Here is a 17,649-nt window from a genome sequence, read left to right as displayed (position 1 = left end):
ACAAACTTTTTTACTCGACCACCGCGCCGGCCGAAGTGTTCTTCACACGGATGGTCTCGGAACCGCCGTCGTTAAGCGCGGAGGCGATCCGATCGGCGTCGTCGACGTGGGACCACATCACCAGCGACGCGCCCGGGCACGGCGCACAACGGGCAATCTTCTCACAGTCGATGGTGTCGGTCAGCTCGGCAATCTGCCCCAGCACAGAGCTTGCCGACGGTGCGGAGCCACGTTCACTGACATCGCGGGAAACCCCTGCGATGGCTGCTTGAATATCGCTGTGTCGGATGTGACCGATGACTGCGCGGGCGCGGTCGGAGGATGCGTCGGCGTCGTCAAGCCACTGGATGGCGCGGCCGATGGTGGGGATGTCTTCGTCGTCCGGGTGCACCTCGTGACGAGCACGCACCCAGTCCGCGACCCGCTCCTGTGAGTCGGGGAGGCTAGCGAGAGTCGGCACGCCAAAAGCGGCGCAAGCTTGCTGGAAGAACTCGTATCGCTCCTCGTCGGGCGAACCGCCGGTGACATCGGGGGAGTAAGCGATAGTCAGCGCCAACGACTGTGGCAACGCCGTCTGCGTGACTGCCTCGTCGGAGTGGTTGATGCACAGTAGGCTGTCCGGGCGGCTGCGCAGTGCTGTGGTGTAAGGGTACAGCGGCCACGACTGCCCCTTGATCTGCACCATGGTTTCGTGGATAGCGGTGGCAATGCGCGTGCGTGTGGGCACATCATCTCGGTCGCCAAAACGCGCATTGAGAGCCAGCGCGAGTGCACACTGAATTGCCGGAATCTCTCCAAAACCGCGACCTGGCGCGATAGTGGAGGCAATGGTGACCTTCAGGCCGTTGCTGTTGCGCGGAACGAGGTGCAGCGAGTGCTGCAATGCGACGATGGTAGCCGCGACAGCGGTCGGCACCTGCGAAAAAGCGGCGGGGACGCTGTCCGGGAAATCCATCTTGGTAGTTTCGCGCTTGTACACGACAATGAGCTGCTGCTCGTCGATTTCCTCGATACCGACCGCAGCATAGGCCGGAATAGCGGTGGTTAGGAGCATGCCGCCGGAGGACGCGCAGTCCTCACCCAACAGGTTGATGGAACCCGGGGCGTATGCAACTGAAGCATTAGAACCGACGGCATCGAAGACGTCGTTTACGACAGCGGGTGCGGCGGGCATGGGTGAAACCTCTCCAGAGATCGGACTCATAGTGCTTGTGTGCAGTGTTCGCGTTCAACGCTTGTGTCTAAGGTGAACAATTCCGTCGATAATACCCGGCTCGGGGGACAGTGACAAACCTATATACTGGGATTTTATGTCGCCGCAGTGCACATGGCAGGCAAATGGTTGCCTCTCTGCAAGTTTGCTTATGCGCGGAGTAAGCGGTGGCAGAACCGCTTGATAACTCGACATGTTCTCGATGTGGAAGAGGAGAAGAATCGTGAGCGACAACAGCAGTAAGTGGTACTACCAGCCGTCGACAGGTACGGTGTTTCAGGGGAAGAAAACCGGTTGGGACGACCGAATGGGCCCTTATGATTCCGAAGAGGAAGCTCGCGCTGCCATGGAAAAAGTCGCCGAGCGCAACAAGGCGGCCGACGACTGGGATGAAGAAGATGACGACTGGGGCGTAGCTGAGAAATAAGGCTCTACGCGTTTAGGCCTTCTTGCCCTTCTTAATCTTCTTTTCCATCTTGCGGAAGGCTTTGAAAACCTTTGCCACGGCATCGTCGTACTCAGCCAGGGCCTTCAGGCCGTCGTAGTACTCCATCTGGTAAAGCACGCCGTAGCCGAAGGTGTCCCTGCCCGCGCGGGAGGCACGCTTAGCGCGAGCCAACACGAAGTCACGCGCAGTACAGGTGTCCTGGAAGTCACCGAGAACCGACTGCAGGTTCTTGCAAGCAGCGTAGAGCTTCTCGGTCGGCAGGTCCGCGTTCTGAGCAGCTTCCGCGCTGTAGCGGAGCTTCTTCGCAGCCTTACGGACATCGTGGTAGCGCTCGTCCAAATCTGCCTCTGGAAGGTCAGCATCCTCTCGGCCATCGAGTACTAGGTTGTGGCGACGACGGAACTTCGAAAATGCGCTACGCAAGTGATCGAGCAGCACCGCAGTGGTGTCGAGTTCCTTCGGTGCCTCTACCTTCTCCGGCTCGGCCGTGTCCGAGGCCGTGGAAGCAGCTGCATCGGCGGCAGCAGCAGCAGTATCAGTCTCAGCCGCGACCTCGGAGTCAGCTGCCGAAGCATCCTCGGAGGCTGCGGCCTCCGCGCCGTCGACAAGCGAATCATCCTTCTTCTTGGACTTCTTTTCCCCAGCCTCGCCCTCTTCCGAGTTTGCGGCGATTGGCGGGTTGGCGAGGAACTCATCGAGATCGTCGAGAAGTTGCAGGTACTCGCTGGAATTGAGTGCGAAAATGACTCGCTGATGAGCGCGGTCGTAGTCCTTCTGGACATCCGCGACGAGATTCGCACGCAGCTCCTCGCCTAAAGCGGCGCTTTCGCGCTTGGCCAGCAGCTCCTCCCAGCGCATAGCGACGACCTCAGCGTCACGGGCCACACCGAGAACACCCGCCAGCTGCTTGAGGTTGCTCTCCAGCTCAGCGACCTTATCGCCCACTACAATGCCGTGGAAGGTCTGCATGTGACTGCGCAGCTCACGAGTGGCGACGCGCATCTGATGCACCGAGTCGAACTCATCGCGGCGGACCTTCGGGTCGTACTCGACCATCTTGGCCACGTTAGCGGCCAGCGCATCGACCACGGTGCGCCCCGGAGTGCCCTTCGGTAGCTTCGCCGGAACAGGCGGCAGGGGAGCGGAGTCGATGGAGTCACCCAACGCCGTCGCCAACTTCGACGGGCTTTCCGACGGCACGGCACCAGCCACCTCAGCGACCTTGGACATCGCTGCCATTACAGCCTTGCCGTCCGGGTGATCTGCCCAATCCCCCAGAAGCTCAATCTCCCACTCACGCCAGGTGGTGGTTTCGCCGCCGTCGAGGAAGGAAGTCGCCGTGACGTGGTCATCCGCGAACTCCGCCATGGGAGTGCCATCGAGGGCAAACACCGTGGTGACGTGGCGCTCATTGTCTACCTGTGCGATTGGTTGCAGCGGGTGATTGCGCACAATTGCGCGGACGGGGGCAAGTAACTCGGTGGGCACGACGTAGTCGGCGTCGCGGCCTTCACCGTTAACAGAGCCCTCTTCCAGGCCAACGCCATATTCGAGGCGACCGCCGGTGCCCGGTGCCTTCAGATGCCACCCCTCATCGGGGCCGCCAGTGCGGCGACGCAGGGTGTGCTTGGACCGGGTCAGACGCAGGTCCGCCGTGTCCAGATAAATCGCGGAGAGATTTCGCACCTCAGTGGTGGTGGAGCCAACCTGTGGAACGAAATCGAACGATGGGGCTACCACCTCTGGGGTAGCTGAGAACTTAGATTCCACCTCCAACGCCGCAGTTGGAGTTTTGGACTTAGAACCAGACTTAGATGCCATAAGCACCAATTCTACCCCCGAATCGAAGAGCTAACCCGAGAAGTTCTGCGCCTCAGTTGGGAACTCGCGGGAGTGCACCTGGCCGACGTACTCCTTAGCTCCCTTGGTCAGCATCTCGCCGACCTCTTCGAACACCGAACTAAACGACGGCCTGCGGCCATCGGCCGGAACTGCAAAGGCATCTTGCCAGACGAGAACCTGGCCATCGCACTGATTACCAGCGCCAATGCCACAGGTTGGAATGGATAGCTCACGGGTAATCTCAGTGGCCAAATCTGCAGGCACCATTTCCAGGACCACGGCCGAGGCACCAGCATCGGCTACCGCGTGGGCGTCGGCACGCAGCTGTTCCGCCCCCGCACCGCGTCCCTGTACCTTGAAGCCGGACAGCGCGTTGACGGACTGCGGAGTGAAACCGATGTGCGCCATGACCGGAATGCCGGCGTTGACCAGCGCACGGATGCGCGGAGCGATGCGCACGCCACCTTCAATCTTGATCATGTGTGCGCCGGATTCGCGCATCATCTTCGCGGCGGACAGCACGGCCTGCTCATCGGATGCCTCGTAAGTGCCGAAGGGTAAATCGGCAACCACAAGTGCGTTGCCAGCGCCTCGGACGACACCGCGAGCAAGCGGAATCATTTCTTCCAGCGTGATCTCGGTGGTGGTGTCGTAGCCGTAGACAACGTTTGCTGCAGAGTCGCCGACCAGTAGCAGCTCGACACCGGCGGCGGAAAAAGCGCGCGCGGTGGAGTAGTCGTAGCAAGTCAGCATTGCCCAGGGGCGAGACTCAGCCTTCCATTCGGCCAGATTATTCAGACGAATCTTTTTTCCGCTCATGCCAATAGAGCATGCCATAGTCACACGCAATTCGAGACCACGAGGGCAGCAGTTATGACGCGGGTGTGGCAGTTGGCTAGCCACGCCGGATGGTCAAAATGTGTACCGCGAATCCGGGCACCTGGGTAACGTTGGAAAGTATGAACAGTCAGCAGGAATTCGTCCTCCGCGCAATCGAAGAGCAAGATATCCGCTATATCCGTCTCTGGTTTACCGACATTTTGGGGTATCTGAAGTCCGTTGCCGTCGCACCGGCTGAGCTCGAGGGTTCCTTCGAAGAGGGCATCGGTTTCGATGGCTCCGCGGTAGAGGGCTTTTCCCGCGTCTCCGAGGCTGACACCATTGCGCAACCGGATCCCTCGACGTTCCAGGTCATGCCGCGTCTGCATAAAGAAGACACAATCACGTCCGCGCGCATGTTCTGCGACATTGTCATGCCCGATGGTCAGCCGTCGTGGGCAGATCCACGCCAGGTGCTGCGCCGCCAAATTAAGGCGCTTGCCGACGAGGGCTTCCACGCGTTCATCCACCCGGAGATTGAGTTTTTCCTGGTAGAGAGCCTGGCTACTGATGGAAAGCCGCCGGTGCCAACGGACAATGGCGGTTACTTTGACCAGGCGGTCTACGACCGCGCACCCCGCTTTCGCCAAGAAGCGATCACGGTGTTGGAAGACATGGGAATCCCCGTGGAGTTCTCCCATCACGAAAACGCGCCGGGCCAGCAGGAAATCGATCTGCGCTACGCCGATCCGCTGACTATGGCGGATAACGTGATGTCTTTCCGCTACATCATTAAGCAGATTGCGATGAAAAACGGTGTGCAGGCGACATTCATGCCGAAACCTTTCCAGGACTTGCCGGGCAATGGCATGCACACGCATATTTCCCTCTTCGAAGGGGACACAAATGCATTCCACGATCCGGATGATGAAAATCAGCTCTCCGACACCGCAAAGGGTTTCATTGCCGGCATTCTGACTCATGCCAGCGAAATTTCCGCTGTGACCAATCAGTGGGTTAACTCCTACAAGCGCACGGCATTTGGTGATGAGGCTCCGACGTCCGCGACCTGGGGAATGGCCAACCGCTCGGCTCTCGTGCGTGTGCCCATGTACTCGCCGGGTAAGGCACATTCGCGCCGGGTGGAAATTCGTTCCTTGGACTCGGCCTGTAACCCGTATCTTGCTTACTCGGTGATTTTGGCCGCCGGTTTGAAGGGAATTAAGGAGGGCTACCAGCTTCCGGAGCAGGCAGAGGACAACATCTCCGAGTTGACCAAGCGGGAACGACGTGCGATGGGCTACCGCGATTTGCCGACGTCCCTGGAGGTGGCGCTGCAGGAGATGGAACGCTCCGATTTGGTGGCCGATGCTCTCGGTGACCATGTCTACGAGTTCTTCCTGCTCAATAAGTGGCGCGAGTGGCGCGAGTTCCAGCGTCAGGTGACGCAGTGGGAGCTGCGCACAACCCTGGATTATTAGTTTCCCCGCATCGCTCCTTTCCTTTTTCGTCTTTATTTTGTTTTTTTGGGTGACCAGTTTCAATGGTGATGAATCGACCTCGTACATCCCGCCAGTCAGTGCCGCGGCCCGCAGCGCTGGGCTTGCGTAACGACGATCGGACGCGCGCTGACCTGGAAGATTTGGGGTGGTACAACGAGGAGTCCCTACAGCTGTTGTGGGGGCTTGCCGGAGCCAGCGACCCCAAGCTGGCGCTCATGGCACTAGTGCGGCTCAAAGGCGCTCTCGACGAGCTGGAGCAGGATGGAAAGCTGGAGAACTGGGCCACCTGGTCTGGCCTCGATGAGGCCATGCGTGCGCAGGTTCCGCTGCGTACGCGTATGTTTGCGCTGCTCGGGGGATCGAGTGCACTGGGCGATCACTTGGTTGCGCACCCAGAAAAGTGGGTTCTGCTCCAAGCTGAGCTTCCCACTGAGGCAGACATGTTCCGCGAGATGCTCTCCAGCGTTGGGGCTGTGCCCGAGGTCATCGAACTCACTGATGAGGCCAGTCTGGAAAAGCAGGAGGATCCGGAGTACCGCAAGCCGGTCGTTGCGCCCGCCACGCTTGAAGGCCCCGGTTTGTACCGTGCGAAGCTCACCGGCCGTGAGGCCGAAGTTGCGATGCAGTGCGCCTACCGAGACTTGATTATGCGTATTGCGTGCCACGACTTGGCTGGTACGTACCCACGGGGTCCCCGCCGCCCTGGACAGCCACAAGTCCCATTCCGTCAGGTCTCGGAGGCACTCAGTGACTTGGCTGATGCGGCGTTGACTGCTGCGCTCTCTGTCGCGGTGCAACAGGTCTTTCCTTCGTCGCCGGTCTCAACACGCCTGGCCGTAATCGCCATGGGCAAGTGCGGTGCGGAAGAGCTGAACTACATCTCCGATGTGGATGTCATATTCGTCGCAGAGCCGGCGGATGCCCGAGCTACTCGTTTGGCCAGCGAATTTATCCGGATTTCTTGCCACTGCTTCTTTGAGGTCGACGCGAATCTCCGCCCGGAGGGCAAGTCAGGTGCACTCGTACGCACCGTGGATTCCCACGTCGCCTACTACAAGCGTTGGGCTGAAACCTGGGAGTTCCAAGCGTTACTGAAGGCGCGGCCGATGACGGGCGATGTCGAGTTGGGCCGCGAATACATCGATGCTCTAGCCCCGATGGTGTGGACCGCCTCTCAGCGAGAATCCTTCGTCGACGATGTTCAACGCATGCGCGCCCGCGTGATCCAAAACGTCCCCGAAGAGCTTCGCTACCGAGAGCTCAAACTCGGTCGCGGTGGCCTGCGTGATGTCGAGTTCGCGGTACAGCTGCTGCAGCTGGTCCACGGTCGCTATGACGATAGCCTCCGTGTGCTGCCAACTGTGATGGCGCTCGACGCACTCGTCGAGGCTGGCTACATCGGTCGCGAAGACGGTGCCGCGCTGATTAACGCCTACGAATTCATCCGTCTGCTGGAGCACCGCCTGCAGCTGCAAAAGATGCGGCGAACGCATTTGTTGCCCGCCGAGGACGACACCGAAGCTCTTCAGTGGCTCGGTCGGGCCTCTGGCATCCTCGGTGAGGGCGGCACCGATGCCAGCAAACCGCTGGCCAAGCAGGTTCGACTGGCCAGCTCACAGATCCGCTCCCTGCACAACAAACTTTTCTACCGTCCACTGCTGAACTCCGTGGTGGAGCAGGACATTGGAACCCTGCAGCTATCGGCCGATGCGGCAAAGCGCCAGCTAGCCGCGCTGGGCTACCAGTACCCGGATCGCGCCTACGAGCATCTTTCTGCACTGGCGGCAGGCACCTCGCGCAAATCGCGTATTCAGGCGATGCTCCTACCGACGCTGATGGAGTGGCTATCGTCGACGCCAGACCCCGACGCGGGGCTGCTCAATTATCGCAAGCTCTCTGAGAAGCTCCACGACGAAACGTGGTTCCTGCGAACGCTGCGCGATGAGGGCGTCGTCGGCCAGCGGCTGATGCGCGTACTCGGTTCTTCGCCCTACGCGTCTGATCTGATTATGAGTGCGCCGGACGTAATTAAACGGTTCGGCGACGGTGCGTCCGGGCCGAAGCTACTGAATACCGACTCCGATGCAGTCGGGCGTGCGCTGGTCGCAGCGGCTGCCCGTCACAACAGTCCAGCTAAGGCCATTGGTGTGGCACGTGCGTTGCGCCGTGCAGAGCTCGCGCGCATTGCCTCCGCGGATCTCTTCGGGCTGATGAATGTGCAAGAGGTCTGTCACTCTCTGTCGATGGTGTGGGACAACGTGCTCGAAGCTGCCCTCGCCGCCGAAATCCGTGCGTGGTCGCTGGAGCATCCGGACTCGGAGGTCCCGGGCGTTATCTCCGTGATTGGTATGGGGCGACTCGGCGGTGCTGAACTGGGCTACGGCTCCGATGCCGACGTGATGTTTATCTGTGAACCCCGCACGGACGCCGAAGGAACGCCGCTTGTCGACGATTCCGAGGTGGTCAAGTGGGCAACCAGGATTTGTGACTCGTTGCGTCGTCGGCTGGCAAAGCCAAGCCAGGACCCGCCACTGGAGGTCGACGTGGACCTGCGTCCAGAAGGACGCTCGGGCCCGATTGTGCGGACCCTGGATTCTTATATGACCTACTACGAGCGCTGGGGTGAAACCTGGGAGATTCAGGCACTGCTACGTGCTACCTGGATAGCCGGCGACAAAGATCTGGGCACCCGCTTCCTCAGAGCCATCGATCCGCTGAGGTACCCACAGGGCGGAGCTGATGCCAAGATGGTCCGCGATGTCCGTCGTATGAAGGCGCGTGTTGATTCGGAGCGACTGCCGCGCGGCGCTGATCGGCGTACCCACACCAAACTCGGTTCCGGCGCACTGACCGATATTGAATGGACTGTGCAGCTGCTAATCATGCTGCATGCCCACGAAGTGCCGGAGTTGCACAACACTTCGACGCTGGAGTGCCTGGAAGTGCTGAAAGATCGCGAGATTCTAGATGCGGAGGATACCGACGCACTTCGGGATGCCTGGCTGATGGCGACGAATGCTCGTAATGCACTGGTGCTCACGCGCGGTAAGCGCACGGATCAGCTGCCGCAGCCGGGGCGTCAGCTGACTCAGGTCGCAGGTGCGGCAGGATGGGATGCATCGGATTCCAACGGTTTTATTGAGCACTATTTGCGTCTGACTCGCCACTCCAGCCGTGTCGTCAATCGCGTGTTTTGGGGTGAGGAGAACCCCGACCACGAGTAGCCCCGGCAGAGGTCTGCCGAACCTTGCTGCGAGGATCATTATGAGGCAGCGGGGTGCAGCCTTTGTCTTAGCACGGCGACCGGGCATAATGGTGGGCTATGGAACGCAACGTCGATTATTCGGTACGCCCTAGGTATGAGGATTTCATTCTCAACCTCGATGGCACTGACCTGCGTTTTTTATTGAGCCGCACGTGCCCAGCAGCTGACACCTCAGCTGCTGGGCAAGAGGCGGTGGAATTGCTGATGTCACAGGATTCAGCGCATACCGCGCTGTCTTTTTGTGATCCCGATGTTCTCGATGTGGCTCACTTAGTTCATATTCTGGAGGATTCCGCATCGCTGGATACCCTCACAGAAGTGGCCTATTGGGCATCGGATGCGGACGTGATGGCGCACGATACGCCGAAGGGTGTTGACCGCAAACGTCGTCGCGTCGGCAAGCAGCAGCTTGAGCATGTGCTACGCCGTGGCCAGCGCCAGGGGCTCGTGTGGGAGGAACCGGCGGGCGTGTGGCATGTGCCACCACATATTTCGGAGGTGTTCCCGGCGGAACCGAGCCTCAGCTTCCGCGTCGCCGACCTGGTGGCGAATATGCCAGCGGATGTGCTGAGTCGCCGTATGGAGCGCATGGGGCTGGAGCCGGATAGCGCGCGGGGAGAGGGCGCTCCGCGAGCTCTGAACGCCAGCGATTTGACGGTGCGAAATTTGCAGGCTCGCCAGGTGGAGCAAATTGCAGGCTTCCTCTGCGATCCGGTGAAGGTGCGGGCGCTGGTGATGACAGCGCCGGTGGATATTCGCAATGAGCTGCGTTGGATGGCAACCGACGAGAAATACTTGCCCTCCTACATGTGGTCCGAACTGCGTGCCGACGCGGTGCGATGGGCCGAAGAGCGTCTGCTGCTGACTGTGGTTGAAGAACCGGCAATGCCGGTATTCGAGCAAGAGGCGGAAGCACACAACGGGCCGACAGAGGTTGCCCGCCTGGTGGGCGCAGTCGCGTTGGCGCTCAAGGGCGACATGTGGTCGATTCGTAAGCCGCATCCGACGGAGTCTTTCCCGGCAACGCTGGAGTCAAAGGAGTTGACCGAAGCTTCTGTGGCTGCGGTGGCGTTTGCTTCGGCGTTTATGGATGCTGCGGGCAGCGGCGACGGGCGCCTGAAGGACCCGTTGCACATGTATGAGGAATCGAGCCTACTGTGGATTCAGGACTTTGCAGCATCAATAGGCGCGAGTGGTTTCGCGGCGCCCTGGATTGTGGAGATGCTGGTCAACGCGGGATTAATTCACGCTGACAGCGGGCATCCGACTCCGCGCGCACTGCAGTACTGGTACAACGCCGATGCCTCGACCCGTTGGGCGTATCTCGTGGCGGGCTTCCTAGTTGGTCGCGGTCCGTGGCACGGTGAGTTTCCGTGGGTGACGGTGGGTGTCGATGATTTGTCGCATGCCACCCTTGCTTACGGCTACCCGTTTGCCGCACGTGAAGTAGTGTCGCTGGCCGCACAGCTGGAGGAAGACCAGAAGTTCTATGGCTGCTGCGTCGAAGGGCATATGGCTTGGAATGTCGACAACCTCTGCGCTCGCAACGGCGCTGATGGGGACGCGATGGTCGGTTGGCTGCTGGAGCAGGCCGGCATCTTGGGCATTCTCTACCATGGGCACGCCTCGTGGCAGGCCATGGCCATCATGTATGCCTTGCACGACATTTGGCTGACTGATCAGCACGTCGGCGCTCAGCGTATCGCTGAACTCATCGCTGAGTATGCCGCTGGCCAGGTGCCGACGGCGGAGGCAGTCCAGATTGCCCGCCTGTTCAAGGATGCCGCACCTAACGAGCGCCTGGCTGCCACACTGGATGGCGTGGCCAGTAATCAGGTTGCTCTCGCGTTGGACTTCATCGGTGACCGCGAAACTTGCGCGGAAACCTCCCGCTGGATTATTTCCGAGGAGAGCCTGCGCCGCGCATGCCTCGCGGTTGACGGCGATGTTGATGTCCTGTTTTCCCAGCTGGGGCCGCTGGTCAATAGTTCTATGAAGCTGGTCATCTACGCCGAGCTAGTCCGCATTACTAAGACCGAGAAGTTGCAGGAAATGTATGAGCGTGAGGCCGTAGAATCAACGCCTTCGCTTGACGACGTCCCGGAGAACGCAGCCCCCGAAACTGACACCGGTGAGCGCGTTTCCCATGATGCTCAGACCGATGGCAGCGAACGCACGGCGGATAGCGGCCACGCAGACTCCTCTGAGCAAGCGGAGGACTCGGACGACTCGGACAACTCGGAGGGGCTGGAAGGGCCAGAGCAGCTTTCGCTGTTCTAGCCGCTCTGTCTCTCGGCTTCCTGCAGTTCCTACTCCGTAGGTTCCAGCTCAAAACGGCTCTGCTGGGCGACAAAGCGTGCCGCCGCACGCTTTGCGACCAGCAGGCCAACGAAACCAATCACCCACACACCGACGACAGCCAACCAGCCAATGCGGAAGGTTTCCCAGGTGTAGTTTCCATCGGGAGCTGCAATATCCAGCAGGAAGCCGACACCTTGTGCAGCGAGCATGGTGGCCACAAAACCGCCCATATTCGCCAGCCCAGTGCCGGTGGCGAGTACCTTGCGGTCGACCTCTTCGCGCACTGAGTCGAAGCCGAAGTTGGACATCGCACCAAGACCGGCCATGAGGATGTTGACCACGATAATTGCCCAGTACGCTGGTGGGTTGTTCGGTGCCAGGAACACAATCCAGACGGCCATGTTGATAAACGCGATTGCGACAACAACCTTGATGCGGTCGCGGCCGGTGCGTGCCGACACCATGCCCATCAACGGCCCGGCGATAATTACTGACAGCGTGTTAATGACCAGCACCACACTGGCCTCGGAGGGCTTAAGCCCCATACCTAGCATCATCAGAGGCATGCCCCACAGCAATGTGAAGATGCACTGATGCATCAAACCAGTCCAGTGCGTGAAGAAACCCTGCCAGCACACCGGGTGAGTGGTCACAATCTTCAGCGTCTGGCCGATAGTCAGCTTCTCATCGGCTGCGGCAGAGGCTCCGCCATCAGCAGCCGTCTTCGCGGCCTTTTTGGCGGCGCGGCGTTCACGAAGTGACATCCCCACTGTGGAGGAGTTCTCCGGGATGTCGGCAAGCGCGATCATGCCTACGATAGCGATGAGAAGACCCGCGGTGCTCAGCGACAGGAACGCGGGCACCCACCCTGCGGCGTGCAGAATCGCGAGGAATGGGACAGCAGAGATGAACTGGCCGAGCTGGCCAAGACCAGCCGTGAGCTGTGTAAACAGCGGAGTGACGCGCAGCGGGAACCAGGCGGGAAGCAGGCGCATAGCACCGAGGAATGCGGTGGCATCGCCGGCGCCGATGAACACACGAGCGATGACAGCCAGCGGATACGATGTCGTAAACGCGATGATGACCTGGCCCAGCGCCATAATCAGTGCGCCCACGACCATGGTTTTCTTGGCGCCGACGCGGTCAATGATGATGCCCGTCGGAATCTGCGCCAGGGCGTAGACACCAACCTGCACGGCGGTGAACAGTGCGAGTTGGGAGGCGTTGATATGGAAGCGATCGAGCGCCTCGACGCCAGCGACACCCATGGAGGTGCGGCCGACGATGGCAACGATGTAGGTAATCAGCGCCGCCAGCCAGACGGCAATCGCGCGGCCAGTGACGTGCTCGCGCGGGTCCTTTGCCACCGCAGTGGCGGGCTGATCTGTTGATGAAATCTGATCGTTACCGTTACGCTGCTTTACCACTCGCCACATTGTAGACCCCATCAACTAACCGGCCTGAAGTGGGGTCGCACCGGGGGTCTAGGTGACCCGATCATGCCCGCGGCAAACTACCTTTGTGCCTTAGCCAGAACTTCCTTCACGAAGTCCGCAACCACCAGCCGTGAGACCTTGAAATCAATTACGGCAACGGAAGCCTCATCGGAGTTGGAAACGTCATGGAAATAGGCGTCGAGCTGGGAAAAGTCCTCAGGTTTGCCGACACTGAAACCGTGAGCGCCATAGGCGCGCCCGACTGCGGCGAAGTCGTAGTCGGCAATCTCCATGGACGAGGTGTCCAACCCGACATCGCCAAACTGATGCAGCTCCGCGCCGTAGGCAGCATCGTTAATGAACACCACACAACCGCCACGACCACGCCGCAGCTGCTCAATCGCCGCAGGTAGATCCGCAATACCCATCGTGCCGCCACCGTCACCGGCGACTAGCACGCAATAGTCCTCGGGCCGTGCCGCCGCGAGGCCGACAAGCGAGCCCATGCCCAAACCAATTGACTGAATCGCCGTGCCGACAATCACTTGCTGCTGCGGTCCAGGCACATCGAGAAATTTTGGAACCCACCCCAGGAAATGCCCACCGTCGGTACACACAGCGCGCTGGTTGGGCAGGACACGATTCAGGTACTGCAGGCACGCCCGCGGATCCAACCGGCCATCCGCACACGTCAGCGACTCGACCTCCGCTGTCGTCGGCAGCGTCTTCAACTCCGCACGCCATGTGCTTGACGACGATCCCAGCGCCTCACCCATTGCGCTATCTTTGGCTGTCTGCGCCCGAGATTCCAGGGGCTCCTCCAGCCGCTCTGCCAGGACGGGCAGAAGTTCCTCCAACTTAGCCAATAGCGGTGTCACCGATGGCTGAGCGGCGGGATGGGGCTCGTCGACAACCTGGATAATCTTCGCGTCCGGTGCAAACATGTTGCCGCCACGGTTTTGGAAAGCGTTGAAACTTGCTCCCAGGAACAGCACCACATCGGCCTGTCGGGCTAGCTCCACCTGCCACGCGTGCGCAAAACCGCCCACGGTGCCGATCTGCCATGGGCTGGAAAGCACATGACGAGCCATCGCCGAGTGCATAAACAGTGCCCCTACACTGTCCCCGATGCGGCGGACTAGCTCTGCGGTATCAGAGAGCAATACACCTCTACCAGCCATAATGAGAGGGCGGTGGGCAGCCTGCAGTTCCGCTGCCAGCGACGTGACAGTTGACTCTAACCATTCTGGTCTGCTGGTGTGTAGATGCTCCTGGTTAGCCGACTGTGTTTCAGACGCAGATGCCGTTATCGGTGCTTCTTGGATGTCATAGGGGAGCAGCAGCACGACAGGCTGCCGAGACCTCAGCGCGTGCTGGACCGCAAAGTTTGCGTCGTCAAGCGCGGACTCGGGAGTAACAGTGCGATGGCAGACGTCGAGGGCATCGAGGAGCGCCGCCTGATTGAGGTCAAAGGGGCGGGGGCGTTCCGGGTGCGTGCCGACGACAAAAATAAGCGGGATACGGGCTACGCGAGCCTCGGCCAGAGTGGTTAGCGCATTGGTGAATCCTGCGCCGCAAGTGGCGGTCGCGATAGCAAGCCCTCCGCCTGCACGGTGGAAGGCATCGGCGGCCCCGACAGCAGCCGATTCGTGTCGGACGGAGGAGTAGCCGAAACCCGATTCAGTAAGGGTTGACGTGAAGTGGGAGTTCGCGTTTCCGATGAGACCGAAGCAGTGGTCACAGCGCTGGGCCAGTGTGTCGGCCAGCGCCTGCGAGACCGTGGTGATCTTTTGGGAACCTTCCTGCGAGGAGGAAGCGGGCGCGTGGGGCTTAGGACGGCTATTAACTCGAGTGAAACTCATGTGAACAATTGTGAGGTAATCACGGGGGTAATAACAGCCCTATAGCCCAAGATAATGCCGTTTGCCCTTAAAAAAGAGGGCACTATTCCACATCGCTGCTGCGCGAATGGGGGGGGCGTTGGGCTTTGCCAGGTTTTAAGCCACGTTGTCGTCGATGAACTTCTTCACCACATCGACATCATTCGGTAGCTCGGTGACGCGGCGCGGGGCATTCATGATGTCCGCGAAACGCTCCGGGCAGTCCGGCTTGCGTCCGGTGGCCTCCAGGATTGTCTCGGAGAACTTCACCGGCAGGGCGGTCTCCAGGCAGACAATTGGGGTGGACACCTGATCTACCAGACCGCGGGCGACGTGGATGCCGTCAGCGGTGTGCGGATCGACCATGACCTCCAGGCGCTCCCAGCAGTCCTTGATGGTCTCGACGCGGTCAGCGTGGGTGGAGCGACCGGAGAGGAACCCGTACTGGGCAGAAGCCTCCGGGAAAACCGGATCAGCAGTAAGAGAGAAGCCGCCCTCCTTGACCTTGACACCAAAGAGGCCTACAGTGCGCTCAGCATCGCGCCCCAGCAGATCGAAGATGAAACGCTCGAAGTTAGACGCGCGGGAGATATCCATCGATGGGGAAGAAGTCGCCTGTGTCTCCGCAGCGCTGCGCACGCGGTAGGCGCCCGTGTGGAAGAACTCATCCAAAACATCGTTTTCATTGGTAGCCACAATCAGGCGGTCAATTGGCACACCCATCTGACGTGCAATATGACCAGCGCAGATATCACCGAAGTTGCCGGTCGGCACACTGAAGCTGACCTTCTGCGAGTTATCGGCCTCAGCACCGTTGCCGCCAGTGACACGAATCCACGAGGAGACGTAGTACACAATCTGAGCCATCAGGCGAGCCCAGTTGATGGAGTTGACTGCGCCAATGTGGCGGCTGGCCTTGTAATCCAAGTCACCGGAGACAGCCTTAACGATGTCCTGACAATCATCGAAGACACCGTCGAGGGCAACGTTGTGAATGTTGGCATCCTGTAGACCAAACATCTGAGCTTGCTGGAAAGCGGTCATTCGGCCAGCCGGAGTTAGCATGAACACGCTGATTCCCTCACGGCCACGCATTGCGTACTCGGCCGAGGAACCCGTGTCACCAGAGGTGGCGCCGAGGATATTCAGGGTCTCGCCACGACGAGCCAGCTCATACTCGAAGAACTCACCGAGCAGCTGCATCGCCATATCCTTGAATGCCGCTGTGGGGCCCATGGACAAGTGACCGATGTAGAGCTGATCTTCCAGCTTCGTCACCGGCACAATATCCGGATCGGAAAACTTCGGGTAGGTGTACGCCCGTGCACAGATACCGCGCAAATCCTCCAGCGGAATGTCGTCCACAAAAAGGCTGACGACCTCTGCAGCCAAGGCTGCGTAACCGTCGTCGACAAGCACGGAGCGCCAACGCGTCAAAGTGGCATCGTCAACCTGTGGGTACTCGACCGGCAGGTAGAGGCCACCGTCGTTAGCGAGACCTCCCAGGAGAATGTCTGAGAACTTGTACGGCGTGCGCTCTGGGTCGCGAGTCGAAATGAAGTCCAAGGCGGGCCCCTTACATGTATGCCAACACCCGCCGCATCGGCCTATAAGAAGGCCTTGTGAAAGATTGCGACGGGGTCGACCGGTGGATGTTTTCTTTAATTTTTACATATGCACTGAAGCCAGTCAGGCCTCGGCTGTGGAAGATGCGGAATTGGCCACTTCCGCGTCGAAGCTGAGCTCTTCGGAACGGTCGATGACATCATCCTTGGCGAAGCGGTTAACGATCATGGCAATTGCGCCGTCACCAGTGACATTGCATGCGGTACCGAAGGAGTCGATGGCGATGTAGGAGGCAATCATCAAAGCGACCTGCTCCTGATCGAAGCCGAGCATGGACTGCAGCACACCGACCGCGGCCATAATTGCGCCACCCGGAACGCCCGGAGCCGCAATCATGGTGATACCCAAAGTGAGAATGAAGCCGATGGCCATACCCGGCGAAACCGGCTTGTCCGCCATGAACATCACCGCAAACGCGAACAGAGTGATCTTCATCATCGAACCGGCCAGGTGAATGGTCGCGCACAGCGGCACGGTAAAGCCAGCGACCTTCTCCGAGACACCATTCTTCAGCGCGGCCTTGTAAGTCACCGGAATGGTAGCTGCCGAGGACGAGGTGCCGAGTGCGGTGGCGTAGGCCGGCAGCATGTTCTTCAGAGACTTCCACGGGCTGTGGCCAGCGATGGCACCAGCGATGGAGAACTGGATTGCCAACAGAAGCACGGTGCCGATGACTGCCAGAACGAGCACCTTGAAGAACATCGACAGCGTCGTGGTCAGGTTGCCGTTCATGCCCATAGACAGGAACATGCCGAAGATGTAAATCGGCAGCAGCGGGATGATAAACGCCGAGATGATCTTCATAATCACATCGCGCAGCTGCGTCGCACCGCGGTAGAGCGAGTCCGACTTCACGGTGGTCATCGCCACGCCGACCGTGAAAGCCAGCAGCAGGGCGGTCATGACGTCAAACGGCGGTGGCATCTCTACATTGAAGAAGCTCTCCAGCGCGCCCTCATCAATATCCACCGATGCACCGGCCTGATCAGCGCCGAGCAGCCAAGGGTAGAGCCCCTGGGTAGCGGCGTAGGCCAATAGGCCCGAAAACACCGTCGAACCGTAGGCAATAGCAGTGGTAATACCCAACCACTTTCCGGCACCACGGCCCAGGCTGGCAATCGCCGGCGTGATGAGGGCAAAAATCAGCACTGGGATAAAGAAGCCCAGAAAATTACCAAACAGACCATTGAAGGTTACAAAAATCCGAGCCAGCCATTCCGGGAAGAAAAAGCTGCAGATAATGCCCAGAATAATCGCGACAATAACGCGGAAAAGGAGCGTTTGCGTAAAACGCATTCGGGTACTCATAGTCAATCC

11 protein-coding genes are annotated in these 17,649 nt (G+C 59.8%); 4 read left to right on the top strand and 7 right to left on the bottom strand.

What is annotated here, in order from left to right; all coding sequences use genetic code 11:
* Positions 1-10: 10 nt before the first annotated feature.
* Positions 11-1,174 (bottom strand): galactokinase family protein, encoded by a 1,164-nt coding sequence (locus tag HMPREF2708_RS09145; protein ID WP_070834010.1) that lies wholly within the window; start codon positions 1,172-1,174, stop codon positions 11-13.
* Positions 1,175-1,436: 262 nt separating this feature from the next.
* Here HMPREF2708_RS09145 and HMPREF2708_RS09140 point away from each other — a divergent pair, with 262 nt between their 5' ends.
* Positions 1,437-1,640: an SPOR domain-containing protein gene (locus tag HMPREF2708_RS09140; protein WP_016423068.1), complete on the top strand. Its 204-nt coding sequence runs from the start codon at positions 1,437-1,439 to the stop codon at positions 1,638-1,640.
* A gap of 12 nt (positions 1,641-1,652) precedes the next feature.
* Here HMPREF2708_RS09140 and HMPREF2708_RS09135 read toward each other — a convergent pair whose 3' ends face one another.
* Both HMPREF2708_RS09135 and panB read right to left on the bottom strand, forming a co-directional pair.
* On the bottom strand, positions 1,653-3,482 hold the full coding sequence (locus tag HMPREF2708_RS09135) for a CYTH and CHAD domain-containing protein (protein WP_070834009.1): 1,830 nt from the start codon (positions 3,480-3,482) through the stop codon (positions 1,653-1,655).
* 30 nt (positions 3,483-3,512) lie between these two features.
* Complete coding sequence (gene panB / locus HMPREF2708_RS09130) at positions 3,513-4,322, bottom strand: 3-methyl-2-oxobutanoate hydroxymethyltransferase (RefSeq protein WP_246840401.1); 810 nt, start codon at positions 4,320-4,322, stop codon at positions 3,513-3,515.
* A gap of 140 nt (positions 4,323-4,462) precedes the next feature.
* Between panB and HMPREF2708_RS09125 the strand changes: the two genes are divergently transcribed.
* From HMPREF2708_RS09125 to HMPREF2708_RS09115, 3 genes are all read left to right on the top strand, one after another.
* Positions 4,463-5,803: a glutamine synthetase family protein gene (locus HMPREF2708_RS09125; RefSeq protein WP_005511085.1), complete on the top strand. Its 1,341-nt coding sequence runs from the start codon at positions 4,463-4,465 to the stop codon at positions 5,801-5,803.
* A gap of 62 nt (positions 5,804-5,865) precedes the next feature.
* Entirely contained in the window at positions 5,866-9,048 is a 3,183-nt protein-coding gene (locus HMPREF2708_RS09120; protein WP_070834007.1) for a bifunctional [glutamine synthetase] adenylyltransferase/[glutamine synthetase]-adenylyl-L-tyrosine phosphorylase, read from the top strand.
* Between the two features lie 98 nt (positions 9,049-9,146).
* Positions 9,147-11,369 (top strand): hypothetical protein, encoded by a 2,223-nt coding sequence (locus HMPREF2708_RS09115; protein ID WP_070834006.1) that lies wholly within the window; start codon positions 9,147-9,149, stop codon positions 11,367-11,369.
* Between the two features lie 29 nt (positions 11,370-11,398).
* On the opposite strand, the gene HMPREF2708_RS09110 is transcribed toward HMPREF2708_RS09115, so the two are convergent.
* The 4 genes from HMPREF2708_RS09110 to HMPREF2708_RS09095 form a co-directional block, all read right to left on the bottom strand.
* Complete coding sequence (locus HMPREF2708_RS09110; RefSeq protein WP_070834005.1) at positions 11,399-12,826, bottom strand: MFS transporter; 1,428 nt, start codon at positions 12,824-12,826, stop codon at positions 11,399-11,401.
* A gap of 77 nt (positions 12,827-12,903) precedes the next feature.
* Positions 12,904-14,688 carry a thiamine pyrophosphate-binding protein gene (locus HMPREF2708_RS09105; RefSeq protein WP_070834004.1) on the bottom strand — a complete coding sequence of 595 codons (1,785 nt, stop codon included), beginning with the start codon at positions 14,686-14,688 and terminating at the stop codon, positions 12,904-12,906.
* Positions 14,689-14,823: 135 nt separating this feature from the next.
* Complete coding sequence (gene thrC, locus HMPREF2708_RS09100) at positions 14,824-16,272, bottom strand: threonine synthase (RefSeq protein ID WP_070834003.1); 1,449 nt, start codon at positions 16,270-16,272, stop codon at positions 14,824-14,826.
* 123 nt (positions 16,273-16,395) lie between these two features.
* The gene (locus HMPREF2708_RS09095; protein ID WP_070834002.1) at positions 16,396-17,640 is read right to left on the bottom strand and encodes a dicarboxylate/amino acid:cation symporter; all 1,245 of its coding nucleotides are present in this window, start codon (positions 17,638-17,640) and stop codon (positions 16,396-16,398) included.
* Between the last annotated feature and the right edge of the window lie 9 nt (positions 17,641-17,649).

Source organism: Corynebacterium sp. HMSC073H12 (assembly GCF_001837775.1).
Lineage (GTDB): Bacteria > Actinomycetota > Actinomycetes > Mycobacteriales > Mycobacteriaceae > Corynebacterium > Corynebacterium amycolatum.
This window is presented reverse-complemented; position numbering and strand designations above follow the sequence as displayed.